Here is a 25362-nt window from a genome sequence, read left to right on the forward strand (position 1 = left end):
GCATTGTGATCAATGATCCGGGTGTGAACGCTCTAGAAGGTGTGATGGGATGTGGCGAGCAGCTCCGCAAGGCCCGTGAGGCCGCGGGATTGTCGCTGGAAGAAGTTGCCAGTCAGTTGCATATGCCGGTCCAGGTTGTGGGCTCGCTGGAAGCCGAACGCTGGGATCGCCTTGGTGCGCCGGTGTTCGTGCGGGGTCAGTTGCGCAGCTATGCGCGCTTGCTCAAAGTCGATCTACAGGGTCTGTTGCAGCAGGCGCAGATCGCGCCGATAGTGCCGCCCACGCTGATTAGTCACACGCATACACCGCCCATCCGGCGGATGGCTGAAAACATCGGGCGCCGCGCGGTGTATGTGGTGATTACCGCCGTGCTGGCGGTGCCGGTGTGGTACGTGATCAGTGGCAGCACCAGCAAGGCGCCGCCAAGCACGGCCTCGTTGGATGTCGTGCCGCCTGCTGAGGCGTCGGCTCGTGGGCAGGCATCGGTTCTGTCGCCGAATGCTTCTGTGCAACCGGCTGCGGTCAAACAGAATGACCCTTACATTGCCTCCATGGCGCCGATTTCCCGGCCAGCGGTCGCTGCCCCGGCAGCTGCCCTGGTGCTGCGCTTCAAGGGTGACAGTTGGGTGGAAATTTCCGCGCCGGACGGTTCATCAGTCGAAAAGGCTCTGATCCGTGCGGGCGAGACGCGTAGCTTTGGTGCCGGTCAGGTAGGCCGCATGGTGCTGGGTAACGCGGCGGATGTGGAGGTTCAGCAGGCCTCCGGTAACGTCGATCTGGCGCCGTACAAGCGCGGCAATGTGGCCCGCTTTACGGTATCCTCTGACGGCTTCGTGGCGCCGGTTTCGCACTGAAACAAGGCGTTGATCAATACAACAAGGCTCCCCGTCAGGGCGAGCGAGAGTACGCATGGCGATTGACGACCTGCTCGACGAGCACGAACAAAGTGAACGCGTCCGCACTTGGCTGCGCAAAAATGGCGCCGGAATCCTCAGCGGAGTAATTCTTGGCGTTGGCGCCATTGCCGGCTGGCAGTGGTGGCAGAAGGAACAGGTAGGCAAGTTGGCCGAGGCCAATGTCCGCTACGAAGCGGTGTCACGCAGCCTGCAATCCAAGAAGCTGGATGACGCCGCCAAGGAAGTTGCTGCCCTGGGAAGTGGCAAGGCTGGCATCTATGCCGACCTGGCTTCGTTGGAGTTGGCCAAGGCGCAGGTCGAGGCGGGCAAGAACGAAGACGCCATCAAGACCTTGCGCGCGCTGAAGACCGAGGGCGAATTCAAGGCGCTGATCGACCAGCGCGTGGCGCGCCTGCTGATTGAAACCGGCAAGGCGGATGAAGCGGTCAAGTTGATTGGCGCAGCCGATGACAGCGCCAGCCTGGAAATTCGCGGCGATGCCCTGATCGCGCAGAACAAGCGCGACGAGGCCCGCGAGCTGTATACGCAAGCGTTGGCCAAGCTCGATGTGGCTGCGCCGCAGCGCCGTCTGCTCGAAACCAAATTGATGGATGCTGGCGGTACCGTGGCCGATCCTGCAGCGGAGAAGATTTGATGAAGCTCAAGCATGTTGCAGGTCTGGCGCTGGTAGCGATGACGCTGACCGGTTGCTCCACGGTCAAGGGCTGGTTCGCCGGTAAGGACGCTGAAGCCAAGAAGGCATTGGAACCGGCGGAGCTGGTGAAGTTTGAGCCGACCCTCAAGGTCAGCAAGATCTGGTCCACCAGTGTCGGTAAGGGCGAGGGCCGCATTGGCCTGCGTCAAGTGCCGATGGTGGCTGATGGCCGCGTTTATGCGGCAGCGGTGGAAGGCGGCGTGCATGCGCTGGACCTGCAGACCGGTAGGGAAGTATGGGAATACAAGCCGGCCAAGGAAAAGAAGAAGCCCAAGCTGCGTCTTTCCGGTGGCCCGGGTGTTGGTGAAGGCCTGGTCGTGATCGGTACGCTGGACGGGCAGGTGATCGCTCTGGATGCCAGCAACGGTACCGAGAAGTGGAAGTCCAGGGTGCCAGGGGAAGTGATCGCTGCCCCGGCAATTGCCCAAGGCCTTGTGTTCGTGCGCAGCAATGACGGTCGCACCACCGCGCTGGATGCCGCTACCGGCGAGCAGCGCTGGTTCAACACCCAGGAGCTTCCGTCGCTTACCGTGCGTGGCAACGCGCCGGTGGTGGCTGGCCCGGGTGCGCTGTTCATCGGCAACGACGACGGCACCTTGAGCGCGCTGGCCATGCAGGACGGCCGTCCGCTGTGGGAACAATCAGTAGGTACGCCGGAAGGCCGTACCGAGCTGGAGCGCATGGCCGATATTGACGGCGCGCCGGTGCTGGAAGGTAATACGCTGTACGTGAGCAGCTTCAAGAACGAGACGATGGCCATTGAAGGGCCTACTGGTCGTCCGTTGTGGTCGCGCGATCATGGTGGTGGCGGTGGCGTTGCGGTGACTTCCGGCAACGTCGTCGTGACCGATGGTAAGGGTACGGTTTACGGGCTGGACAAAACGTCCGGTTCGGCGATGTGGTCCCAGCAAGCGCTGGCCCGTCGTTCGGTTACAGGTGCCGCCGTCCAGGGCGACTACGCCGTGGTGGGGGATTACAAGGGTTATCTGCATTGGCTGCGGTTGAGCGATGGCGAGCTGGCCGCGCGTGCGAAGAGTGGCGGTGACGCTCTCCTGGCCGCGCCGGTAGTCGCCGACGGCATCGCGGTGGTGCAGAACGTAGATGGGAAACTGACCGCATTCCGGTTGGCCCAATAAGGAGTACAAGCGATGCTGCCTTTGGTCGCCCTGGTTGGACGGCCGAACGTCGGCAAGTCCACGATTTTCAATGCGCTTACCCGTACGCGCGATGCGCTGGTCCATGATCAGCCCGGGGTTACCCGTGATCGCAACTACGGTGTTTGCCGTCTGAACGAGGACAATCCCTTCCTGCTCGTTGATACCGGCGGTATTGCCGGTGAAGAGGAAGGGCTGGCTGGCGCCACTGCGCGCCAGGCCCGAGCCGCCGCCGGTGAGGCGGATCTGATCGTATTTGTGGTCGACGCGCGTGATGGCACGTCGGCGCTGGATGACGAGATCCTGTCGTGGCTGCGCAAACTTGCGCGGCCGACGTTGCTGTTGATCAATAAGATCGACGGTACGGACGAGAATGCCGTGCGTGCGGAGTTCGCGCGTTACGGTTTCAGTGAAATGCTGATGGTTTCTGCCGCGCACCGGCAGGGGCTGGATGATCTGCTGGACGAGATCGTCGAGCGCCTACCTGAAGAAGGCACGACCGAGACGCTGGACAACGATCCCGCCCGTGTACGCATTGCCTTTGTTGGCCGCCCGAATGTGGGCAAGTCGACCTTGGTGAATCGTGTGCTCGGTGAGGAGCGAATGATTGCATCCGAGGTGCCGGGCACCACGCGCGATTCCATTTCCGTGGACATGGAGCGTGATGGCCAGCTGTACCGGCTGATCGACACCGCTGGCTTGCGTCGCAAGGCGCGCGTGGAAGAAGTCATCGAGAAGTTCAGCGTGGTCAAGACGCTGCGCGCCATTGAGCAGGCCCAGGTTGCGGTGTTGATGTTGGATGCCAATGAGGGCGTGACCGACCAAGACGCAAGCGTGCTGGGGGCGGTGCTTGATGCTGGGCGTGCGTTGGTGATTGCCATCAATAAGTGGGATGGCCTGACCGACTATCAGCGTGAGCAGGCTGAGGCTTTGGTGTCGCGGAAGCTCGGCTTCGTGCCGTGGGCTGAAGTGGTGCGTATCTCGGCCAAGCACGGTTCGGGCCTCAAAGAGTTGTTCCGTGCGGTGCACCGGGCGCATGACTCGGCGACGCATGAGTTCAGTACCAGCGAGGTGAACAAGGCGCTGGAAGTCGCGTACGAAACGAATCCGCCGCCGAGCATTCGTGGCCACGTTTCCAAGTTGCGTTATGTGCATCCGGGCGGCACCAATCCGCCGACATTCATCGTCCACGGTACGCGCCTGAAGGAACTGCCCGATTCGTACAAGCGGTATCTGGAGAACTTCTTCCGCAAGCGCTTCAAGCTGGTCGGTACGCCGGTGAGCTTCCTGTTCCGCGAGGGTGCCAACCCTTACGAGGGTAAGAAGAACCCGCTGACTGATCGGCAGGTCAAGGCCAAACGGCGCTTGATGAAGCACGTGAAGGGCAAGAGGTAATCAAGCAGGGGCGGCCGAAAGGTCGCCCTTTTGCTTTACCTCATAAGTGTCGAGTTTCAGCGGGGTTCCCCTACATGCGGCCGGCAAATTGGGAGGAGGGCGCCGGGCTCAGGCCAAATGAATGCGTCGCACGCAACTCCGAAGTGGACGTCAAACTTCTGAAAACGGCGAAAGCGCTGCTTCACTCACCTCGCGCCCTTCCACGTGCAGCGCGTGCGGCGTCCAGTCATGGATGGGCGACGGCTGGTTAGCCGCACCGCTTTTCAGCAGGAACGGCATGCTTGGTCGATAATCGCGTCCATGAGCATTCGTGAGCTGACCCCGGAGCAAGCCCGCGCCAAGCAGGTGGAAGGCGTGTTGTTGATCGATGTCCGTGAGGCGCATGAGCGCGCTGGCGGCATGGCCGAGGGTGCGCTGGGCATCGCCAAGGGCGATCTGCTTGCCGATCCGGCGCGTTATCTGCCAAGCGCTGATCGCGAGGTCATGTTGATCTGCCAGAGCGGCAAGCGCTCGGGCGATGCCGCTGGGGTGTTAGCCGAAGCCGGCTATACGCGGTTGGAATCGGTGACGGGCGGTACGGTGGCCTGGCGGGTCGAGGGCCTGCCATTGGTGCAACCATTGCTTGATGCGCAGGATCGCGATTTCTACGACCGCTATTCACGACACCTGTTGTTGCCGCAAGTTGGCGAGGCAGGGCAGCGTCGGCTGCAGCAATCGCGCGTACTGGTGCTGGGGGCGGGCGGCCTCGGCGCACCAGCAAGCTTCTATCTGGCAGCCGCCGGGGTAGGGCATCTGCGTATCGTCGATGACGATGTGGTCGAACGCAGCAACCTGCATCGGCAGATCATCCACACCGAGGCGGGTGTCGGGATGCCCAAGGTCGATTCGGCGCGTGACCGATTGCAAGCGCTGAATCCGCAGATCGGGGTGGAGGCCATCCGCGAGCGGGTGACCTCCGACAACATCGACAAGCTGATGCTGGGCGTTGATGTGGTGCTGGATGGCTCGGACAACTTCCCGCTGCGTTACCTGCTCAACGATGCTTGCATCAAGCACGCCAAGCCTCTCGTGTACGCCGCCATCGAGCGCTTCGACGGGCAGGTGAGTGTGTTCGATGCGGGTCGTCAGCGTGGCCTGGCGCCGTGTTACCGCTGTCTGTTCCCCGAGCCGCCGCCGCCAGAGTTTGCGCCGAACTGCTCGGAAGCGGGCGTACTGGGCGTGCTGCCGGGTCTGGCCGGGGTGATGCAGGCGACCGAGGTGCTGAAGCTGCTGTTGGATATCGGGGAGCCGTTGACCGGGCGACTGCTGCGCTTTGACGCGCTGCAGATGCGCTTCCGTGAAACCCGGGTCACTGCCGATCCGGCGTGCCCTGTCTGCGCGCCGGGCGCAGTATTTCCAGGCTATATCGACTACGCTGCGTTCTGCTCGCAGCGGACATGAGTTGATCCGTTCCGGCGCTCGCGCTGGTTGAGTGTGCCCTCGCACTCGAATTGCACACGTTGTGCTTTATCGTGCGCACATTGGATGAGTAGGGTGCGGACATGTCAGCGGAATCCTCAACGGAACTGGTGAAAGTGGTGGCGCTGCTCGGCGCCGCAGTGGTGGCGGTGCCGTTGTTCCGGCGCCTGGGCCTGGGCTCGGTGCTGGGCTATTTCGTTGCCGGCCTGGCGATTGGGCCATTTGGGTTTGGCTGGTTCGCTGAGCCGCAGGCCATCCTGCATGTGGCCGAGTTGGGCGTGGTGATGTTCCTGTTTGTGATTGGGCTGGAGATGCGCCCGTCACACCTGTGGAGCCTGCGCAACGAAATTTTCGGCCTTGGCACGGCACAGATCGTTACCTGTGGTGTGGTGCTGACCGGCATAGCGATGCTGTTCGGCTATCGCCCGCAGGTGGCGTTCATTGCCGCTGCGGGTTTTGTGCTGACGTCCACGGCCGTGGTGATGCAGTTGCTGGCCGAGCGCGGCGATGTCGCGCTGCCATCGGGGCAGAAGATTGTCTCCATCCTGTTGTTCGAGGACCTGCTGATTGTGCCTTTGCTGGCACTGGTGGCATGGATGGCGCCGGTGGATGCAGGCGCGCAGGTGGGCTCGCGTTGGGCGAGCGTTGCCATCGGTGTCGGCGCGATTGTGGGCTTGGTGGTGGTCGGTCGTTACTTGCTCAATCCATTGTTCCGCATTCTGGCCGAATCAAAGGCGCGCGAGGTGATGACCGCCGCTGCGCTTCTGGTGGTATTGGGTGCCGCGTTATTGATGCAGTTGGGCGGGTTGTCGATGGCGATGGGGGCGTTCCTGGCGGGTGTGCTGCTGTCCGAATCCACTTTCCGCCACCAGATTGAAGCTGACATCGAACCGTTCCGGGGAATCCTGCTGGGTCTGTTTTTTCTCAGCGTGGGCATGGCGCTGGATCTGTCTGTGGTCGCTTCGAACTGGAAGCTGATTGCTCTGTTGGTGCCGGCGATGATGCTTGCCAAGGGGTTATGCATTTACGGTGTGGCGCGGGTGATGGGCAGTGACCACCGGCAGGCGTTGGACCGTGGCGTGTTGATGGCGCAGGGCGGCGAGTTTGCCTTTGTGTTGTTCGCTGCGGCAGCCAGCGCCGGGGTAATCGATACCGCGGTCAATGCCAACCTCACGGCCGTGGTGGTGTTGTCGATGGCATTGACGCCGCTGTGCATGCTGGTCTACCGCCTGTTGGTCAAGGAGGGGCTGGTTTCAACCGAGGGCGTAGAGGCAGCGGATGGCCTCAGTGGGAGTGTGTTGGTGATTGGCTTTGGTCGTTTCGGCCAGGTGTCCAGTCAGTCATTGCTGGCGCGCGATGTGGACGTGACCATCATCGACAACGACATCGCGATGATCCGTAGTGCCGCCGATTTCGGTTTCAAGATTTATTACGGCGACGGCACACGGTTGGACGTGCTGCGTGCATCGGGCGCGGAAACGGCGCGCGCCATCGCGGTATGCGTGAACGACCGTGCCGCCGCAGACCGCATCGTCGAGCTCGCCGCGCATGAGTTTCCGCAGGCCAAACTGCTGGTGCGCTCGTATGACCGTGAGCATTCGTTGTCACTGATACACGCTGGCGTGGATTTCCAGATCCGCGAGACCTTCGAGTCGGCGGTGGAATTCGGGCGAGCCGCCTTGTTGCAGCTAGGCGCAGAGGAAGATGAGGCCGACCTGGTGGCGCGTGAGATCCGGCGCCGTGATGCCGAACGATTTGAGCTGGAAATTGCCGGCGGCGGGCTCAAAGCGGGCGTCGGCTTGTTGTACGGCAATGCGACTGTGGCGCCGAAACCCACGCCGACCCCATTCACTCCGCCGCGTCGTGAATCGCGCACGTTGAACCCTGACGCGGTGACTGGCGTGGCGCCGGATACGGAGGCGCGCTAAGTGTCGCAGGCCGGCCGGGCGGCTGCGGGATGTGGCAGCAGGCGTAATCAGGGACAATAGCCGCCCCCGCATTCGCCCCACACCTCATGACTGTCCCAGCCGACACCGCCGTGCAGACCTCCCGCATTCTTGATGGCCGCCGTATCGCCGAGGAACTCCTCGACGACCTGAAGGTGCGCGTGGATGCCCGCTTGGCGGCAGGCCGGTCGCGTCCGGGCTTGGCCGTGGTACTGGTCGGTGGCGACCCGGCGTCGGCTGTGTACGTGCGCAACAAGCGCCGTGCTGCTGAAAAAGTGGGTATCGAGGCGTTCGATTACGACCTGCCAGCCGGTACCAGCGAAGCTCAGCTGCTGGAGCTGATTGATGCACTCAATGCTGACCCGAAAATCCACGGCATCCTGATCCAGCTGCCGCTGCCGGGCATTCCGGACGCGAACCGGCTGATCCAGCGGATTGACCCGCGTAAAGATGTGGACGGCTTCCATCCGCAGAACGTCGGCCACCTGGTGCTGCGTGAATTCGGGCTGCGTCCGTGTACGCCGCGTGGCATCACCACGCTGCTGGGCCACACCGACCAGCCGGTGCGCGGACGCAACGCGACCATCGTTGGCGTCAGCAATCACGTGGGTCGCCCCATGGGCCTGGAGCTGCTGATTGCGGGTTGCACGGTCACCAGCTGCCACAAATTCACCCCGCGCGCGGAGTTGGAGCGTGCGGTGCGCAACGCCGACATCCTCGTGGTGGCGGTGGGCATTCCGCAGTTGATTCCGGGTGAGTGGGTGAAGCCGGGTGCGGTGGTGATCGATGTGGGCATCAACCGCTTGGAGGACGGCCGTCTGGTGGGTGACGTGGGCTTTGAGGCTGCTGCCCAGCGCGCCAGCTGGATTACTCCTGTGCCGGGCGGTGTTGGCCCGATGACGGTGGCGACGCTGATGCAGAACACGATTGAAGCGGCTGAGGCTGCTGGCTGAAAACCTGCTGCTTCGCCGTCTTCTTGCTGGCATTTATGCCCAAGATAGGCGGAGGGCGGAAATCGGTTGCCTGTGCGCCGAACGCTCGCGTAATCCACTCCCTCCCTTTTTGGTCGGCCAAGGGGAGGGCGGGGAGGGATGAGGGGCTTCTTCCCCCAGTAGCTGAATTACATTTCCCCGCGCGACACTGCATCGCACCTGCCCCCTGCCATCGGCGGGAAATTAAGGGTAAAATGTCGCGCTTCCCCACATCTCGGGTATGCCGATGCTGCGCATCCAGGCTGAAGCACTCACGTACGACGACGTTTCCCTCGTCCCCGCACATTCCACGATCCTGCCCAAGGATGTCGACCTCGGAACGCGCCTGACGCGCGACCTGCGGTTGAAGTTGCCGATTATCTCGGCCGCCATGGATACCGTCACCGAAGCCCGATTGGCTATTGCCATGGCACAGCTCGGTGGCATCGGCATCGTCCACAAGAACCTGACCGTCGAGCAGCAAGCTGCCGAAGTGGCCAAGGTCAAGAAGTTCGAGTCCGGTGTCATCCGCGACCCGATCACGGTCGGTCCGGAAACCACCATCCGCGACGTACTGGCACTCACCCAGGCGCACAACATCTCCGGCGTGCCGGTGGTGGGCAGCGACGGCATGTTGGCCGGCATCGTCACGCACCGTGACATGCGCTTTGAAACCGAGTTGGATGATCCGGTCCGTCACATCATGACCAAGAAGGATCGCCTGATCACGGTGAAGGAAGGCGCTGCATCGGACGAAGTCTTGTCGCTGCTGCACCGTAACCGCATCGAAAAGGTGCTGGTGGTCAACGACGCGTTTGAACTGCGCGGCCTGATCACCGTCAAGGACATCCAGAAGAAGACCGACAACCCCAATGCTGCCAAGGATGCTGCAACGCGTCTGTTGGTGGGCGCTGCGGTGGGTGTCGGTGGCGATACCGATCGTCGCGTCGAAGCGCTGGTCGCTGCCGGTGTTGACGTGCTGGTGGTCGACACCGCGCACGGCCATTCGCAGGGCGTGCTGGACCGCGTGCGCTGGGTGAAGAAGAACTTCCCGCATGTGCAGGTGGTCGGCGGCAATATCTGCACCGGCGAAGCGGCACTGGCGCTGCTTGATTGCGGCGCGGATGCGGTCAAGGTGGGTATCGGCCCGGGCTCGATCTGCACCACGCGCGTGGTCGCCGGTGTCGGCGTGCCGCAGATCACCGCCATCGACCTGGTTGCCGAAGCCCTGCAGGAGCGCATCCCGCTGATCGCTGACGGTGGCATCCGTTATTCCGGCGACATCGGCAAGGCATTGGCTGCTGGCGCATCGACGGTAATGATCGGCGGCCTGCTGGCCGGTACCGAGGAGTCGCCGGGCGAGAGCGAGCTGTTCCAGGGCCGGTCGTACAAGAGCTACCGTGGCATGGGCTCGTTGGCTGCGATGGAGAAGGGGTCCAAGGACCGCTACTTCCAGGACGCTACGACCGCCGACAAGCTGGTGCCGGAAGGTATCGAAGGCCGCGTGCCGTACCGTGGACAGGTGGGTGGCATCATCCATCAGCTCATCGGTGGCCTGCGCGCGACCATGGGCTACGTCGGTTGCGCCACCATCGAAGACATGCGCACCCAGCCCAAATTCGTGAAGATCAGTGGCGCTGGGCAACGTGAGAGCCACGTCCACGACGTGCAGATCACCAAAGAGCCGCCGAACTACCGCGCTTGATACGGTGGCGCCGATGACGACGCCGGTGTATCTGCGGGTGCTTCTGGTGGCGGGCCTGGGGATGGTGTCTGTTGGCTGTGCTGCCGGGGTGGAAGCCCCGGTAGCGGCTACTGCAGCTGTTCCGGAAGGGCGCGCCCTGTGCAGCAACCTCCAGCTCGACATTCCGAAGGGATGGACGCTGGAGTCGGTAGGACAAGCCCGTTGGCGGCTGCTACCGCCGCAGGCGTCCAGCTACGAAGGATGGCTTGTCTGCACGAAGCGCGACGGGCCGGATCTGACCACTGACGCGATCGTAAGTGAGAACGCGCAGCACCTGGGCTGGTCGGCGACCGTCCTTCCCGAAGCTGGCGCCGCGATCAAGCATGTTGCATTCACTGATGGACCCATCGCAGGCATGGGCTCGTTCAACATCTACTGCAAGCAGTACGCGCTGGACGATGAGCGGTTCGAAACCTGTTGGTGGACTGACCCTTACCCGCGTCGCCAGCAGCGTGCAGATGGGTACATCGGTGAACGCTGGTCCGCGCTGGACGAGGTGGCGGTGGCTCAGCGCAATGAGTTGGCCGCCAGCGTGACGCGATCTTTCTACATTCATCCCACTCCCGAGCGGCCGCATGACCAACATCCATAACGACAAGATCCTCATCCTCGATTTCGGCGCTCAGTACACGCAGCTGATCGCGCGTCGCATCCGTGAATTTGGCGTGTACTGCGAAATCTGGGCGTGGGACCACGATCCGGCCGAGATCGCCGCTTTTGGTGCCAAGGGCATCATTCTGTCTGGCGGCCCGGAAACCACTACGTTGCCGGGCGCGCCGGCCGCACCGCAGGAAGTGTTCGACAGCGGCTTGCCGTTGCTGGGCATTTGCTACGGCCTGCAGACCATGGCCAAGCAGTTGGGGGGTGGCACTGAAGCTGCTGACCAGCGCGAGTTCGGTCATGCCGAGGTGAAGCTGCAGGGCAATGATGCGCTGCTGGGTGGGCTGTCCGACCACGGCGGCGAGCCGCGTCTGGATGTGTGGATGAGCCATGGCGACCACGTCACGCACGTGCCACCGGGCTTCGCCATCACCGCCGTGACCGATCGCATTCCGGTGGCTGCCATGGCCAACGAAGAGAAGCGTTGGTATGGCGTGCAGTTCCACCCGGAAGTGACCCACACCAAGCAGGGATCGGCGCTGCTCAAGCGTTTCGTTACCGACATCTGCGGTTGCGCCACGTTGTGGACCGCAGCCAACATCATCGACGACCAGATCGCCCGCGTGCGCGAGCAGGTTGGCAGTGATGATGTGATCCTGGGTCTGTCCGGCGGTGTTGATTCGTCGGTGGTCGCGGCACTGCTGCACAAGGCCATCGGCACGCAGTTGACCTGCGTGTTCGTCGACACCGGCCTGTTGCGCTTCCAGGAAGGCGACCAGGTCATGAAGATGATGGCCGACAACATGGGCGTGAAGGTTGTGCGTGTGAATGCAGCCGACCGCTATTTCAAGGCACTGGAAGGCGTCAGCGATCCGGAAGCCAAGCGTAAGACCATCGGCAACCTGTTCATTGACATCTTCGATGAAGAGTCGAACAAGCTCAGCAACGCCAAGTGGCTGGCGCAGGGCACGATCTATCCGGACGTGATTGAGTCGGCCGGTAGCAAGACCGGCAAGGCGCACGTCATCAAGAGTCACCACAATGTGGGTGGCCTGCCGGAGAACATGAAGCTCAAGTTGGTAGAGCCGCTGCGCGAGTTGTTCAAGGACGAAGTGCGTCGCCTTGGCGTCGAGCTCGGCCTGCCGCGTGCGATGGTCTACCGCCATCCGTTCCCAGGCCCGGGTCTGGGCGTGCGCATTCTTGGCGAAGTGAAGCGTGAGTACGCTGAATTGCTGGCCAAGGCTGATGCCATCTTCATTGAAGAGTTGCGCGCCGCTGATCTGTACGACAAGACCAGCCAGGCATTCGCGGTGTTCCTGCCGGTGAAGTCGGTCGGTGTGGTCGGCGATGCGCGTGCATATGAGTGGGTGATCGCACTGCGTGCGGTGGAAACCATCGACTTCATGACCGCGCACTGGGCGCACCTGCCGTACGACTTCCTCGGCCGCGTGTCCAACCGCATCATCAACGAACTGCGTGGCGTTTCGCGCGTGGTCTACGACATCTCTGGCAAGCCGCCAGCGACGATTGAGTGGGAATGAGTTGAATAACAAAGGCGCCGAAAGGCGCCTTTGTTTTTGAGGCACGGCGCGGGGTGAATCGCGAGATCGAGGCGGGCATGGTTCCGCAGGACTGGGCGACAAAACGCGGCGGCGTGGCTGCGGAAGCTGGGCGTTTCCTGTTTGGTTTTGCTCTGCCTTGGTCGTCATGCTAGGATATTGGAATGACCATTCCACAATAGAGCGAGCAGGAGCCATTCCCGTTCCTCTCGAGCGCCGCCATGAGCACTGAAAAACCGTCCTATCCGGGTCGCCCGCGGCAGTTTGAAGACGAGGACGTCATTGATGCCGCCGTGGCGGTATTCAGTGCCAATGGTTTTGCCGGTACGTCGGCGCAGGATCTCTGTGACGGCACCGGGCTGGGGCGTGGCAGCCTGTACAACGCCTTTGGCAGCAAGCAGGGCCTGTACGAACAGGCTTTGCTGCGCAGCCATGAGCAGACGATGGCTGCGCAGCTGGCCATTCTCATGCAGCCGGGCCCGGTAAAAGCCAGGTTGCACACTCTGCTGCTGTGGGGCATGGACGAAGACTTCTCCCAGCCGGGACAGCACGATGCAATGGTGCTTTTCTCCGCGCTGGAGCGTGGCAGCAAGGATGAAGCCGTCGCCACGCTGAATCACGAGTACCGACAGCGACTGGAGCAGACGCTGGTTTCAGTGTTTGCCGAAGGCCAGCGAAACGGCGAGGTTGGCGACCGGGCTTCGGCGCTGCAGATGGCCCGTGGTTTTCTGGCGGGTTACTACGGCCTGCGCGTACTGAGCCGGAACGTCCCGGACAGGGCGGTTCTCGAAGATGTCGTCGCTGGCCTGTTGATCAATCTCTAGGCCACGACGGCCGGCATTCTGTTCGCCGCGTTTTGCCTATTTTTGTAACGTTAATTCCATTATTAGAAGAAGATCCATAAGTATGTCGTCGTCAAAGAGTTTGCCGATTTCAGTCTACGTGCTGGGTTTGGCCATATTTTCCCTGGGCACTGCCGAGCTGATGGTCGCCGGCATGATGTCCACCTTGTCCGATGCGTTCGGCGTCACGGTGGGTGAGGTCGGCCACCTGATCTCGTATTACGCCTTCGGCGTGATGTTGGGCGGCCCGATCCTGACCTATGCCTTCTTGAAGCTGAAAGTCCCGTACCGGTCTACGTTGCTGTGGCTGTTGGCCCTGTATGTGGTTGCGCAGGGCCTGAGCGCGTTCAACTCGGACTACCACGTGCTGGTGGCCATTCGTCTCATTACCGGCGTGCTGTGCGCAGGTTGTCTGAGCCTTTCACTGGCGACCAGCATGGCGCTGGTTTCCACGGAAAACCGCCCGCTCGCCGCCTCGGTGGTGATTGGCGGCTTCATGGTCTCCAACGTGTTTGGCGTTCCCCTTGCCACCATCGTCGACCAGTACTGGGGTTGGCGTGTCGCCTTTGGCCTGGTGGCGGTGCTGGTTCTGGTCTGCTTGTTCGCTCTGGTCCGTCTGCTCCCGCACCTGGCCGGCGGCGGCACGCTCAAGATGGAAGAAGAGCTCAAGGCTTTCCGGAACAAGGCCTATTGGAAAGCCTGTGCCACCAGTTGCCTGATCCTCGGTGCCAGCTTTGCCGCTTTCAGCTACTTCGTGCCGGTGCTGGTGGATGTGACAGGTTTCAGCATGACGGTGGTGCCGTTCATCCTGATGGTCTACGGCCTCTCCAACATTGTGGGCAACGTGATCACCGGTCGCCTTGCCTACCGCCACAGCCTGGCCATCATGGTTATCGGGCTGAGCGTGCTCACTGTGTCGTTGTTCGGCATGGCGATGTTCGCTGAGTACAAATGGGTGGCGATCCTGGCTGTGGTCCTGATCGGCCTGTCCGGCGTCCCGATGAACCCGGCAATGATGGCGCGCATCGTCAGCGTCGCCCATCCCGGCCCGATGGTGAATGCCGTGCACACCTCGGTGATCAATATCGGCCTGGGGGGCGGTTCCTATCTGGGTGGCATGGCGATTTCCGCTGGTTACGGTCTGCGCTCGGCGCTGTGGATCGGTTTGGTGCTCGCCGTACTGGCGCTGCTGTCGGTGCTGCCGTACTTACGGGCTGGCCGGAAGGGCTGGGATTGAGGGCGAGCAGGTCTGCTGCAGCTCGCCCACGATATCTTCGGCAAGCCGCCGGCGACGAGAGTGAGTGCGAGTGAGTTGAACGACAAAGGCGCCGTAAGGCGCCTTTGTGTATGTGGTCTTGTGTACATCTAAAGCACCGTCGGGCCGGGCTCGATAGCGAAACTGCGGTTGGTGCCCTGGAAGTGCTGCCCACCATTGCCGAAAACCTATGCGTTCGAGGCAGGATGGTTTCGCGAGCGAGGCCGCTTCTACAGTGCAAGGACAATGAAGAGCGGTGGCAGCGCTATGTAGTGGTGGCAACGCAATAAAGAAGGCCCCACATTGCGGGGCCTATCGATCAACTGGCTGCGCTCAAGGGCGCGGCGCTGTCCTTGAGCTTCGGCCAGCGCTTGAGGATGGCGTCGCGAATTCCGGCGGCGTCGATGCCGGCTTCGGCCAGCAGATCTTCGCGGCTGGCATGGTGCTGGAAGCTGTCCGGCAGGCCGAGGTGCAGCACCTGCATCAACACTGCTTCGGCATTGAGTAGTTCGGACACGCCGGAACCTGCGCCGCCTGCGACCACGTTGTCCTCGACAGTGACGAAACCTTCGTGGGTGCGGGCCAGTTCCAGCAGCATCGTCTTGTCCAGCGGCTTGATGAAACGCATGTTGACCACGCTCAGGCCGAGTTCGCGACCCACCTGTTCGGCAGCGGTGAGGGTCGAGCCGAAGGCGAGGATGGCGATACGGCTGCCTTGATGCCGCAACTGCGCCTTGCCGATTTCCAGTGTGGACAGATCCGTGCCGACGGCTGCACCCGGGCCGGTACCGCGCGGGTAGCGCACTGCGGCGGGGCCGTCGTACTGCAGGCCGGTGCTGAGCATCTGGCGGCATTCGGCTTCGTCGCCCGGTGCCATCACCACCATGTGCGGCACGCAGCGAAGGAAGCTCAGGTCGAGGTTGCCGGCGTGGGTCGCGCCGTCCGGGCCGACCACGCCCGCGCGGTCAATGGCAAACAGCACATCCAGCTTCTGCACGGCGACGTCATGCACCAGCTGGTCGTAGGCGCGCTGCAGGAACGTGGAGTAGATGGCGACGACCGGCTTGGAGCCCTGGGTTGCCATGCCGGCGGCCAGCGTCACTGCGTGCTGCTCGGCGATAGCCACGTCGAAGTAGCGTTCCGGGTATTCCTTGCTGAAGCGCACCAGGCCGGAGCCTTCGCGCATGGCCGGTGTGATGGCCAGCAGTTGCGGTTCGGCAGCGGCGGCGTCGCACAGCCAGTCACCGAAGATGTCGGTGTAGGTCGGCTTCTTCGGTGCGCTTTTGGTTGGCAGGCCTTTGCTTGGGTCGAATGGACCGACGGCGTGGTAGCCGATCTGGTCGTCTTCGGCCGGCTCGTAGCCTTTGCCCTTGGTGGTCATGATGTGCAGCAGCTGCGGGCCCTTGGTGTCCTTCAGACGCTTGAGGGTGGACAGCAACAGCGGCAGGTCATGGCCGTCGATGGGGCCGGTGTAATGGAAGCCCATCTGCTCGAAGGCGGTGGAGGGCACGAACATGCCTTTCCACTGTTCTTCCCAACGCTTGACGAAGCGTGCTGGCGGGCTGTGCTTGTCGCCGAGAATCTTCTTGCCACCTTCGCGCAACGCATTGAGCGTACGACTGGCGGTGGCGCGGCCGAGCATCTTGGTCAGCCCACCTACCGCTTCGGAGATGGACATGTTGTTGTCGTTGAGCACGACCAGCACGTTCGGCTCGTCGTCCATGCCGCCGGCGTGTGCCAGCGCTTCGAACGCCATGCCGGCGGTCATCGCGCCGTCGCCGATCACCGCGACCACCTTGCGGTCATCGCCCTGGCGTTGACGGGCAATGGCCATGCCCAGTGCGGCGGAAATGGAGGTCGAGGAATGGCCGACCCCAAACGTGTCGTACTCGCTTTCCTCGCGCTTGGGGAAGGGCGCAACGCCATCCTTCTGCTTGACCGTGTGGATGCTGTCGCGACGGCCGGTGAGGATCTTGTGTGGGTAGGTCTGGTGGCCTACGTCCCACACCAGCTGATCAATTGGTGTGTTGAACAGGTAATGCAAGGCGACAGTAAGTTCGATCACCCCCAGACCGGCTGCGAAGTGACCGCCGCTCTTGCCGACTGATTCGATCAGGTAGGCACGCAGCTCGCCCGCTACCGCGCCCAGTTCGGTTTCATCGAACGTGCGCAGGTCGTCGGGATTCTGGACGCGCGAGAGGCGCGGATAGCAGGCAGAGTCGATCATTTTCTTCGTGTTTCAAGCGAATCGGTATTTTGGCCGCCAACCGGGGGTGGGGCAAGCAAAGCGCGGCCTTTGTGAGGAGTAGATGACGGAGATTGGAGCCAATCTGAAGTGTCAGTTCAGGTTGGCATCTGCGGTGACGTGTTTTTGGCGTTTGCACGCGAATGAAACAGGCAGTGACGGGCGCTTCTCAGGCGCTGCGGCGCAACGCGTTCTTGGGCAGCTGCGCCTTCAGGAACGCCATCTGGTCGGCCAGGATATTGCGATTGGACAGGATCAGATGTTCGATCCAGCTGGGCCGGTAGGGCACGGCGAGCAGTGGCATGTTGGCCTGCTGCGGGGTGCGGTTGCTTTTGCGTGAATTGCAGTGGAAGCAGGCGCTGACCACGTTCTCCCAAGTGTCCAGCCCACCTTTGGAGATAGGCATGACGTGGTCGCGGGTGAGGTGCGGGCGGCTGAACTGGTGCCCGCAGTACAGGCAGAGCTGCGCGTCGCGGGCAAACAGCGCGGTATTGGTCAGGTTGGGCGTGGGCGCAATGGCGCGCGAACGGGCAAAGCCACGCGAGGCGATGATCGGATGCAGGTCGAGGCCGCTGCGTAGGCCGCTGTCGCGATTGGTGGCGCCGTGGATGTGCAGACAGGGGTCGCCCAGCGTCCAGGCCACTGCGTCACGCACGTAAAGGCAGGCGGCATCCTGCCAGTTGATCCAGTCCAGCACCCGGCCATGCGCGTCCAGTGACAGCAGTCGCACGGAACCCAGGCGGTGAAGTGGCGGCGGAAGCGAAAACCCGGCCAGCGGAGCAGTGGTGTCGGCTCCGGTATCGATCAGACTACGCGGTGTAGTGTCTGTCTCCATCGGGAAAACAGCTTATACACGAAGCGTGACAATTTGTGTAAATGCGAAGCAGTTGGGGGAGTGGGCGACGTGGGCGGCGCCGCAAAAGTTGCCGACTGAAGTGAAGAAGCAGTCCTCGCCTGAATCCCCGTGTCGAGCCCGGGCCCTTGCGCTGGCGCAAGGGCATTTGACGGGCAGCGAACGTGCCGTTCGCAATCTGCCCCTGCTGCCCGGTTTGCGGGAGAGGGGCTTGGGATTGCTGCTGCGTGGGTTTAGTCGCCGAAGCGGACCGAATCCATTGCCATCAGCGACTCGGCGCCGCTTTCCATGCTGGCGGCGTGGGTGAGGGTGCGCGGCAGCACGCGGGCGAAGTAGAAACGCGCGGTTTCCAGCTTGGCCTGTTTAAAGCTGTCGGTATGACCGGAGGTCTGCGTGGCGACCACGGCGCGAGCCCACCAGTAAGCCAGGGCCACGTAGCCGCTGTAGAACAGGTAGTCCCAGCTGGCTGCGCCCAATTCTTCCGGATTGGCGGCAGCGCGCTGCAGTACGTTCACCGTCAGCTTGCCCCATTCCTTGGACTTGGCGCCCAGCACTGGCAGGAACTCCGCCACGGCCGGGTTGTTGGCGTTGTCGGCGATGAACTGCTCAACCTCGGCCAGGAACAACTTCAGCCCCGCACCTTGCGAGGCTGCGGTCTTGCGCCCGATCAGGTCCAGTGCCTGGATGCCGGTGGTGCCTTCGTACAAAGTGGTGATGCGTGCATCGCGGGCGAACTGCTCCATGCCGTGCTCGGCGATGTAGCCATGGCCGCCAAAAACCTGCTGGCCGTTGTAGGTGGCTTCAATGCTCCACTCGGTGAGGCAGGCCTTGACGATCGGGGTCAGGAAGCTGACCAGCGTGTCGGCGTCGGCGCGGGCCTTTTCGTCGCTGGCATGCTGCGCGGCATCAAGCTGGGTGTAAGCGTGGGCGGCGAGCAGGCGGCCGCCTTCGGTCAGTGCCTTGGTGGTCAGCAGCATGCGACGCACGTCCGGCTGGACGATGATCGGGTCGGCCGGCTTGTCCGGCAGTGCCGGGCCCTTGGGTGAGCGCGACTGCAGGCGGTCACGCGCATACGCCAGTGCACCCTGATAAGCGCGCTCGGATTGCGCCAGGCCTTGCACGCCAACGCCGAGGCGGGCGGAGTTCATCATCACGAACATCGCCATCAGGCCCTTGTGCGGCTGGCCGACGAGGTAACCTTCGGCGCCGTCGAAATTCATCACGCAGGTGGACGAGCCGTGGATGCCCATCTTGTGCTCAAGCGCGCCGCAGCGCAGCGCGTTGCGTTCGCCCTGTGAGCCATCGCGGGCCACCTTGAACTTGGGAGTGACGAACAGCGAGATGCCCTTCGGACCGGCTGGGGCATCAGGCAGCTTGGCCAGCACCAGATGCACGATGTTGTCGCTGAGGTCGTGCTCGCCGGCAGTGATGAAAATCTTGGTGCCGGTGATCGAATAACTACCGTCTGCATTCGGCTCAGCGCGGGTCTTGAGCAGGCCAAGGTCGGTGCCGGCGTGCGGTTCGGTCAGGCACATGGTGCCGGTCCAGTTGCCGGCTACCAGCGGCTTGAGGAAAGCTTCCTTCTGCCAGTCCTCGCCGTAATGCTTGAGTGCTTCCACCGCGCCGTGCGACAGCATTGGGAACAGGCTCCAGGCCAGGTTGGCCGACGACACCATTTCGCTCAGTGCCATGCCCAGTGTGCCCGGCATGCCCTGGCCGCCGAACTCCGGCGATGCGGTCAGGCCGGTCCAGCCGCCGTCAACGAACTGTGCATAGGCTTCCTTGAAGCCCGGTGCGGTGGTGACGTCGCCGGTGGCCTTGTCGAGCTTGCAGCCAGTTTCATCGCCAATGGCGTTCAGCGGCGCCAGCACGGCGGTGCTGAAACGGGCGGCTTCTTCCAGTACGGCGTCGATGACATCGGCGCTGGCGTCTTCAAGACCCATCGCGGCAAACAGGGATTCAGCCTTGAGCACGTCGTGCAGGGCGAAGCGGAGGTCGGTAACGGGGGCTTTGTAGTTGCTCATCAGAACGATCTCGAACGATGCGGGAAACGGGGTTGGCAGCTCAGCGCAGCACGCCGGGTAGACCCGGTGCCTGGTTGAGACTGTTGCGGGATTTGACCTCGAAGCTGCGCTGCTTCTTCTCTTCCGGTGTGGCACTGATGGTGCCTTCCAGTTCGTAGAACAGCGAGCGGCCGCCGGCCAGGGAATCGGCCATCACGATGCGGGCCGAGGACGCCGGCTGCAGGTGGACCTTGATGACATCGGCCGATTCTGGGCCGATCGACAGGGCCGGCGTGGCGCTGAGCGTGCCGGCGCTTTCATCGCCGACCTTGACTGTCAGCGAGACCGTGTCAAAGCGCATCGGCATGGAGCTGTAATTGCGCAGGCGCAGCTCGACATCCCAGCTGCCGTCATTGCCGACGGTGAGCTGCTGGATGCTGGCGGCTGGTTCCGACACGCGCTTGACCGCTCCACCGCCACAGGCAGCAAGGGCAAGCGTGAGCGCGGTGATCAGGACGTACTTGGGGCGAAAGCGCATGTGGCGCGGACCTCCGATCCGGGTAAGTTGTCGCCGAAGGATACTACGGCGTATGGCGGGCTGCGCGAGCGCAGGTATGCAAACCTGGGAAACAATGTGCGCGTCGCATGGCGGAACCTGCGCGCCCGTGCATCAAAGCATGCAAGGGGCAGTAGTTGCCGCTTTTCGCGACATTTTCTGGGGATACATCAATGCGTTCATTCAAGTTGTTGCCGCTTGCAAGCGCTATCCGCGGCGGTTTGGCAGTCGTGGCCCTGTGTACCGCCGTTCCGGCGCTGGCAGCGCCACCGCAGTTCGATATCGATGCGGGCAACATCGAGGATGTACTTCCTGAATTCGCCCGCCAGGCGGGCATTCAGATCATTGCACCGGCACATTCGGGCGCACAGGGGCGCATGGCGGTGGCCCAGCTTAAAGGCCAGATGGACGCACGCCAGGCGCTGAGCCGGCTGCTGGACGGCACCGGCTTGACCGTGGCCTCGGACGATGGCCGCACCATCACCCTGCGCGCGGCCTCGCCGATGCTTGCGTCGCTGGGTGGGCTGGGCGGGCTGGGCCTGACCCAGGCGGCTCAGACCGAGCCGGTGGCCGCCGAACCGGCAGCGCCGGCCAATCCGAACGTAAGCACGCTGGACCAGATCACCGTGGTCGGCAGCCAGATCAAGGGCAGCAAGTCGGCCGCGATCCTGCCGGTGACCACATTGCAGGCCGAGCAGATCGAAGCCACCGGCGCGGTGTCCGGTGATGACCTGTACCGCTCGATCCCGCAGATGGGCGACGTGTCCTTCAGCGGCACCAATGGCGGCAACAGCTCCAATTACGCGCGTGGCGACATTGCCTCGGTCAACCTGCGTGGCCTGGGCGTGGGCAATACCCTGCTGCTGATCAACGGCCGCCGTACCGTCGTGCATCCGATGAGCCAGGCCGACGGCAATCTGGTGCCGGTGCTGACCTACAACGCCAACGCGGTGCCAGTGTCCAACTTGCGCCGAGTGGAAGTGCTGCTCGATGGCGCTGCGGCGATCTACGGCACCGATGCGGTGGCCGGCGTGGTCAACAACGTGCTGCGCGACGACATGGACGGCGGCACCATCAGTGTGCAGAAGGGCTTCGGTGAAGGGACCGACCTGAGCGATGTCGGCGTCAATGGCATGTGGGGCAAGAACTCCGAAGACCTGCGCTCCAACATCACCATTGCGTTCAATTACTACAACACCACTGGCTTGAACTCGCTGGACCAGGATTGGACGCGCGATGGCAACCGTGCCGCCGATTTCATGGGTACGCCGTTTGAAGGCTTGCCCGGCGTGGACAACCGCAACACCAACAGTCCCTGGGGCAATTTCACTGCCAATGGCCCACGGGTTTCGCGCAACGGCACCTGGCTGACCACCGCCGCCGGTGCCTTCCATGTGCAGCCGACCACCAATAGCGGCTGCGGCGCGACCATCGCCGATGGCGTATGCGTGCAGTCCGGCAGCAAGGCCACCTCGGGCGTCGACGCCAACCTGCGTGACAACCAGCAGTCGCAGCACCCGCTGTCGATCACCCCGGATGTGCGCCGCCTCAACCTGTTTGTCACCGGCAAGCACGACTTTGACAACGGCATTTCGTTCTTCAGCGAAGCCGGCCTGTACAACTCGCGTGCCTACAGCCTGCAGAACGGCGTCAACACCATCACCGCGCTGCCGATGACAGTGGCTGCGAGCAATTACTGGAACCCGTTTGGTGCGATGTACCTGCCGGACGGCTCGCTCAACCCGAACCGCCTGCAGGGCTTGAACGTCGGCCAGGATGGCGTGCCAGTCACCATCACCAGCTATCGCTTCGAGCGCCCGACCCGTATCGAGGTCAACAACACCCAGGTCCGTGCCTTGGCTGGCCTGCGTGGTTTCCACTACGGCTTTGACTGGGAAAGCGCCGCGCTGTACTCCAAGGCCAAGGTCAAGGACACGCAGGATGCGGTGAGCATGTCGTTGTTCCAGCAGGCATTGGCTAACCCGACTGCGAGTGCTTACAACCCGTTCTGCGGTGGCTGCAACGACTGGGACAAGCTGGACCAGTTTTTCTACAAGGCCAAGCGTACGGCCCAAACCGAGCTGTTCCTGTGGGACTTCAAGGTCTCGCGTCCGGACCTGTTCAAGACCTGGGCCGGTGAGGTGGGCATGGCAGCCGGTTTCGAGATCCGTCACGAAACCCAGAGCGATGATCGCGACTCACGCGTCGACGGCTCGGTGACCTTCACCGACGCCATCACCGGTGTGGCATACCCCAGCGACATGTACGGCGTGAGCCCGACCCCGGACACCTACGGTTCGCGTACGGTTGCCGGTTTGTTCGCCGAGTTCTCGGTGCCGTTGGTGTCGCCGGAAATGAATGTGCCGCTGGTGCGTTCGCTGGACCTGCAGTTGGCCGGCCGTGCCGAGCGCTACAACGACTTCGGCAATGTCGCCAAGCCGAAGGTGGCGCTGGGTTGGCAGATCTTCGACGGCCTGACGCTGCGCTCGTCATGGGCAAAGGGTTTCCGTGCACCGAACCTGGAGCAGATCAACGCCACGGTGGTGAGCCGTTCCAACAACCGCACCGATTACATCCAGTGCGAGGCCGATGCGCGTAGCGGTGCGCAGGCGTCGGTTGCCGGTTGCGGCGGCTACACGTATTCGACCACCGCGCGTCGCTCTGGCAACCCGGACCTGAAGCCAGAAACCTCCACCAATACCAGCGCCGGTCTGGTGTTCCAGCCGCGCTTCATCCCGGAGAACTACGGCCGTTTCACCTTCGCGGTGGATTACTACAAGTATGAGCAGGAAGGCATCATCGGCCTGTTCGGCGAAGGCAACGCGCTGATCCTGGATTACATCCTGCGCCAGCAGGGCGGCAGCAACGCCGCCGTCGTGCGTGCCGATGCCACTGCCGACGAGATTGCACGCTTCGCCGGGACTGGACTCAGCCCGGCTGGCAAGGTGCTTTACGTCACTGACCAGTACGTCAATCTGGAGCCGCAGACGCTGCGTGGCGTGGATTACAACTTCAGCTGGAATTCGCCGGAAACCCGCATCGGCCGTTTTGATGTGTCGGTTACCGGTACGCACCTGATCGAGTTCTATCGCCAGCGTTCACCGGCGCTGCAGGCGTTGGAGGATGCCAAGGCCAGCGGCTTGGTGGATCCGTCCATCCGCATCACCGGCGGTGGTGATCTGATTGGCAACGGCGGCAACCCGGAATGGAAGTGGGCCAGTACGTTGACGTGGCGTTACCAGCAACTGTCGGTGGGCGCCACCGCGCGTTACGCCAGCTCCTATGTTGAGAATGGTCTGACATTGGCCGACGGCACGCCGTGGACGGTCAAGTCGCAGACGCTGGCCAATGCGTTCGTGAAGTACGACTTCGAACGCGAAGGCTGGCTCCAGGGTGTGTCGCTGAAGGTGGGTGCCAATAACCTCGCCAACAAGCGCCCGCCGGTGTCGGATGACGTGTTTGGATATCCGTCCGGCGTGTACCAGGCGTATCCGCGCTATTGGTACGTCAACGTCAGCAAGGCGTTCTGATGACGTTGCGTGCCGCAAGCAACATGGCCCGGCAGTTGCCGGGCATCGGCCAGGCGCTGTCATGACGGCAGCGCAGGCGAAAGAGCGGGCGTTGTGGCTGGCCGAGCACGTGCTGCCCTGCGAGCCGGCGCTGCGCAATTGGTTGCAGCGCCGGTTGTCGGTGCGTCAGGACGCCGATGACGTGGTCCAAGAGACCTACGCGATCCTGGCGGGGATGCCGGATGTGTCGCACGTTCGCCAGCCGCGTGCCTACGTCTACTCGGTAGCGCAATCGGTGGTTCTGCAACAGTTGAGACGCGCGCAGGTGGTGTCGATCGAGGCTGTGGCCGAGATCGACCACGTCGCCATCAGCGGCGATGAGGTATGCCCGGAGCGCACCGCATCCTCTCGGCAGGAACTGGCGCGTATCGGTGCATTGATTGACGGCCTGCCCGACAAATGCCGTGAAGCCTTCGTGCTGCGGCGAGTGGAGGGTTACTCGCAGCGCGAGATCGCGCAGCGCATGCAGATAAGCGAGAACACCGTGGAGAAACACATCTGCAAAGGCATTCGGGTATTGATGGAAGCGATGAAGCGCGATGACAACGGGACGAAGCAGGGCAAGGATCAGCCTGATGCAGGAGAAACATGGCATGCGCGCAAACGCTGATAACGGGATTGATGACATTGCCGCGGCTTGGGTGGCGCGCGAGGACCGCGCACCGCTGACGCCAGCGGCCGTCGCAGAGCGCGATGTCTGGCTGCAGGCCGACAGTCGCCATTTCGGTGCATACGCCCGCGCCCACGCGGTGCTGGCACGGACCGATCGTGCGCGCGCGCTGTCGGCCGGCGATATGGACCGTGCGTTTACCGCGCGGGTACCCGTGCGGCGTGCACGGCGGCTGTTCAAATGGGCGGCGGGCATTGCGGCAATGGTCAGCCTGCTGGCGATCGGTGTGCATCGCCAGGATGACGGCGCCGAGTACTACGCCACACGCAAGGGAGAGATCCTGCGCGTGCCGCTGCAGGATGGGTCAGCGATCACGCTGGATTCGGATTCGCAGGTACGGGTGAGCTATAGCGACAAGCGTCGCGATATCCGCCTGCTGCAAGGTGAGGCGTTGTTTGATGTCGCCAAGAACCCGGGGCGGCCGTTCGTGGTGCGCGCCGAGGAGACCGATGTCACCGCCGTGGGTACCAGTTTCGCGGTGAGTCTCACTGAGCGCCGCAGTGGTGGCGTGGAAGTGCTGGTGCGCGAAGGCGTGGTGGATGTGGCTGACGTGCAGGGTGCGGTGGCGCCGACACGGCTGGTGGCCAACTACCGTGCGCTGGCCAATCGCAGCCACGGCATCCGTATCGAGCCGGTACTCAGCGAAGACCTGCAGCAGCAGTTGGCTTGGCGCGAAGGGATGCTGTCCTTCAATGGAGACACCTTGTCAGTGGCGGCCGCACAGTTCCTGCGCTACAGCGACACGCGCATCATCATTGACGACCCATTGGTGGGGAGCCGCCGCATCGTTGGGTTGTACTCGGCCAGCGATCCGCTCGGCTTTGCCCGCAGCGTTGGGTTGAGCCTGGGATTGGTGGTGGAGCAGCGCGGCAATGAAGTCCGCCTGCGCTCACCGGAAGCCGCGCCGCACGTGGCGGGGTCCTTGCAATGA

20 protein-coding genes are annotated in these 25362 nt (G+C 62.9%); 15 read left to right on the forward strand and 5 right to left on the reverse strand.

All coding sequences use genetic code 11. From position 1 onward, the window contains the following. Positions 1-5 precede the first annotated feature (5 nt). From PAN08_RS11545 to der, 4 genes are read left to right on the forward strand one after another with little or no spacing between them, the layout of a single operon-like run. Positions 6-854, forward strand: coding sequence for a RodZ domain-containing protein (locus PAN08_RS11545; RefSeq protein WP_269791635.1), 849 nt, complete (start codon positions 6-8; stop codon positions 852-854). A 55-nt stretch (positions 855-909) separates the two neighbouring features. Continuing rightward, positions 910-1551 carry a tetratricopeptide repeat protein gene (locus tag PAN08_RS11550; protein WP_269791636.1) on the forward strand — a complete coding sequence of 214 codons (642 nt, stop codon included), beginning with the start codon at positions 910-912 and terminating at the stop codon, positions 1549-1551. After that, complete coding sequence (gene bamB, locus PAN08_RS11555) at positions 1551-2747, forward strand: outer membrane protein assembly factor BamB (RefSeq protein WP_269791637.1); 1197 nt, start codon at positions 1551-1553, stop codon at positions 2745-2747. Before PAN08_RS11550 ends, bamB begins: the two co-directional genes overlap by 1 nt. Positions 2748-2759: 12 nt before the next feature. After that, the gene (gene der, locus PAN08_RS11560; RefSeq protein ID WP_269791638.1) at positions 2760-4160 is read left to right on the forward strand and encodes a ribosome biogenesis GTPase Der; all 1401 of its coding nucleotides are present in this window, start codon (positions 2760-2762) and stop codon (positions 4158-4160) included. A gap of 150 nt (positions 4161-4310) precedes the next feature. Here der and PAN08_RS11565 read toward each other — a convergent pair whose 3' ends face one another. Next, on the reverse strand, positions 4311-4439 hold the full coding sequence (locus PAN08_RS11565) for a hypothetical protein (protein WP_269791639.1): 129 nt from the start codon (positions 4437-4439) through the stop codon (positions 4311-4313). 21 nt (positions 4440-4460) lie between these two features. Here PAN08_RS11565 and moeB point away from each other — a divergent pair, with 21 nt between their 5' ends. The 8 genes from moeB to PAN08_RS11605 all read left to right on the forward strand — a co-directional run bounded on the left by moeB (position 4461) and on the right by PAN08_RS11605 (position 14517). Beyond that, positions 4461-5600, forward strand: a complete 1140-nt coding sequence (gene moeB / locus PAN08_RS11570; RefSeq protein ID WP_269791640.1) for a molybdopterin-synthase adenylyltransferase MoeB — start codon at positions 4461-4463, stop codon at positions 5598-5600. A gap of 101 nt (positions 5601-5701) precedes the next feature. Further along, a complete protein-coding gene (locus PAN08_RS11575; protein ID WP_269791641.1) occupies positions 5702-7546 on the forward strand; it encodes a monovalent cation:proton antiporter-2 (CPA2) family protein in 1845 nt (614 codons plus the stop codon). Positions 7547-7632: 86 nt separating this feature from the next. Next, positions 7633-8517 (forward strand): bifunctional methylenetetrahydrofolate dehydrogenase/methenyltetrahydrofolate cyclohydrolase FolD, encoded by an 885-nt coding sequence (gene folD, locus PAN08_RS11580; protein ID WP_269791642.1) that lies wholly within the window; start codon positions 7633-7635, stop codon positions 8515-8517. Between the two features lie 265 nt (positions 8518-8782). Beyond that, positions 8783-10240: an IMP dehydrogenase gene (gene guaB, locus PAN08_RS11585; protein WP_269791643.1), complete on the forward strand. Its 1458-nt coding sequence runs from the start codon at positions 8783-8785 to the stop codon at positions 10238-10240. A gap of 13 nt (positions 10241-10253) precedes the next feature. Next, the gene (locus PAN08_RS11590; RefSeq protein ID WP_269791644.1) at positions 10254-10871 is read left to right on the forward strand and encodes a hypothetical protein; all 618 of its coding nucleotides are present in this window, start codon (positions 10254-10256) and stop codon (positions 10869-10871) included. Continuing rightward, entirely contained in the window at positions 10855-12420 is a 1566-nt protein-coding gene (gene guaA, locus PAN08_RS11595; protein ID WP_269791645.1) for a glutamine-hydrolyzing GMP synthase, read from the forward strand. Before PAN08_RS11590 ends, guaA begins: the two co-directional genes overlap by 17 nt. A 239-nt stretch (positions 12421-12659) precedes the next feature. Further along, a complete protein-coding gene (locus tag PAN08_RS11600) occupies positions 12660-13262 on the forward strand; it encodes a TetR/AcrR family transcriptional regulator (protein WP_269791646.1) in 603 nt (200 codons plus the stop codon). 82 nt (positions 13263-13344) lie between these two features. Next, positions 13345-14517, forward strand: coding sequence for an MFS transporter (locus PAN08_RS11605; RefSeq protein WP_269791647.1), 1173 nt, complete (start codon positions 13345-13347; stop codon positions 14515-14517). Between the two features lie 337 nt (positions 14518-14854). Here PAN08_RS11605 and dxs read toward each other — a convergent pair whose 3' ends face one another. The 4 genes from dxs to PAN08_RS11625 form a co-directional block, all read right to left on the reverse strand. Beyond that, positions 14855-16762 (reverse strand): 1-deoxy-D-xylulose-5-phosphate synthase, encoded by a 1908-nt coding sequence (dxs, locus tag PAN08_RS11610; protein ID WP_269791648.1) that lies wholly within the window; start codon positions 16760-16762, stop codon positions 14855-14857. Positions 16763-16949: 187 nt separating this feature from the next. Further along, positions 16950-17615, reverse strand: coding sequence for an HNH endonuclease (locus PAN08_RS11615; protein ID WP_269791649.1), 666 nt, complete (start codon positions 17613-17615; stop codon positions 16950-16952). A 251-nt stretch (positions 17616-17866) separates the two neighbouring features. Further along, a complete protein-coding gene (locus tag PAN08_RS11620; protein ID WP_269791650.1) occupies positions 17867-19657 on the reverse strand; it encodes an acyl-CoA dehydrogenase C-terminal domain-containing protein in 1791 nt (596 codons plus the stop codon). Between the two features lie 40 nt (positions 19658-19697). Then, positions 19698-20174, reverse strand: a complete 477-nt coding sequence (locus tag PAN08_RS11625; RefSeq protein ID WP_269791651.1) for an LEA type 2 family protein — start codon at positions 20172-20174, stop codon at positions 19698-19700. Positions 20175-20365: 191 nt separating this feature from the next. On the opposite strand from PAN08_RS11625, the gene PAN08_RS11630 reads away from it, so the two are divergent. From PAN08_RS11630 to PAN08_RS11640, 3 genes are all read left to right on the forward strand, one after another. Further along, positions 20366-23722 carry a TonB-dependent receptor gene (locus tag PAN08_RS11630; RefSeq protein ID WP_269791652.1) on the forward strand — a complete coding sequence of 1119 codons (3357 nt, stop codon included), beginning with the start codon at positions 20366-20368 and terminating at the stop codon, positions 23720-23722. Between the two features lie 61 nt (positions 23723-23783). Beyond that, positions 23784-24371, forward strand: coding sequence for an RNA polymerase sigma factor (locus tag PAN08_RS11635; protein ID WP_269791653.1), 588 nt, complete (start codon positions 23784-23786; stop codon positions 24369-24371). Continuing rightward, entirely contained in the window at positions 24355-25362 is a 1008-nt protein-coding gene (locus PAN08_RS11640; RefSeq protein ID WP_269791654.1) for a FecR domain-containing protein, read from the forward strand. The genes PAN08_RS11635 and PAN08_RS11640 overlap by 17 nt, the downstream gene beginning before the upstream one ends.

The sequence above is a fragment of the Stenotrophomonas sp. Iso1 genome (assembly GCF_027497995.1).
GTDB lineage: Bacteria > Pseudomonadota > Gammaproteobacteria > Xanthomonadales > Xanthomonadaceae > Stenotrophomonas.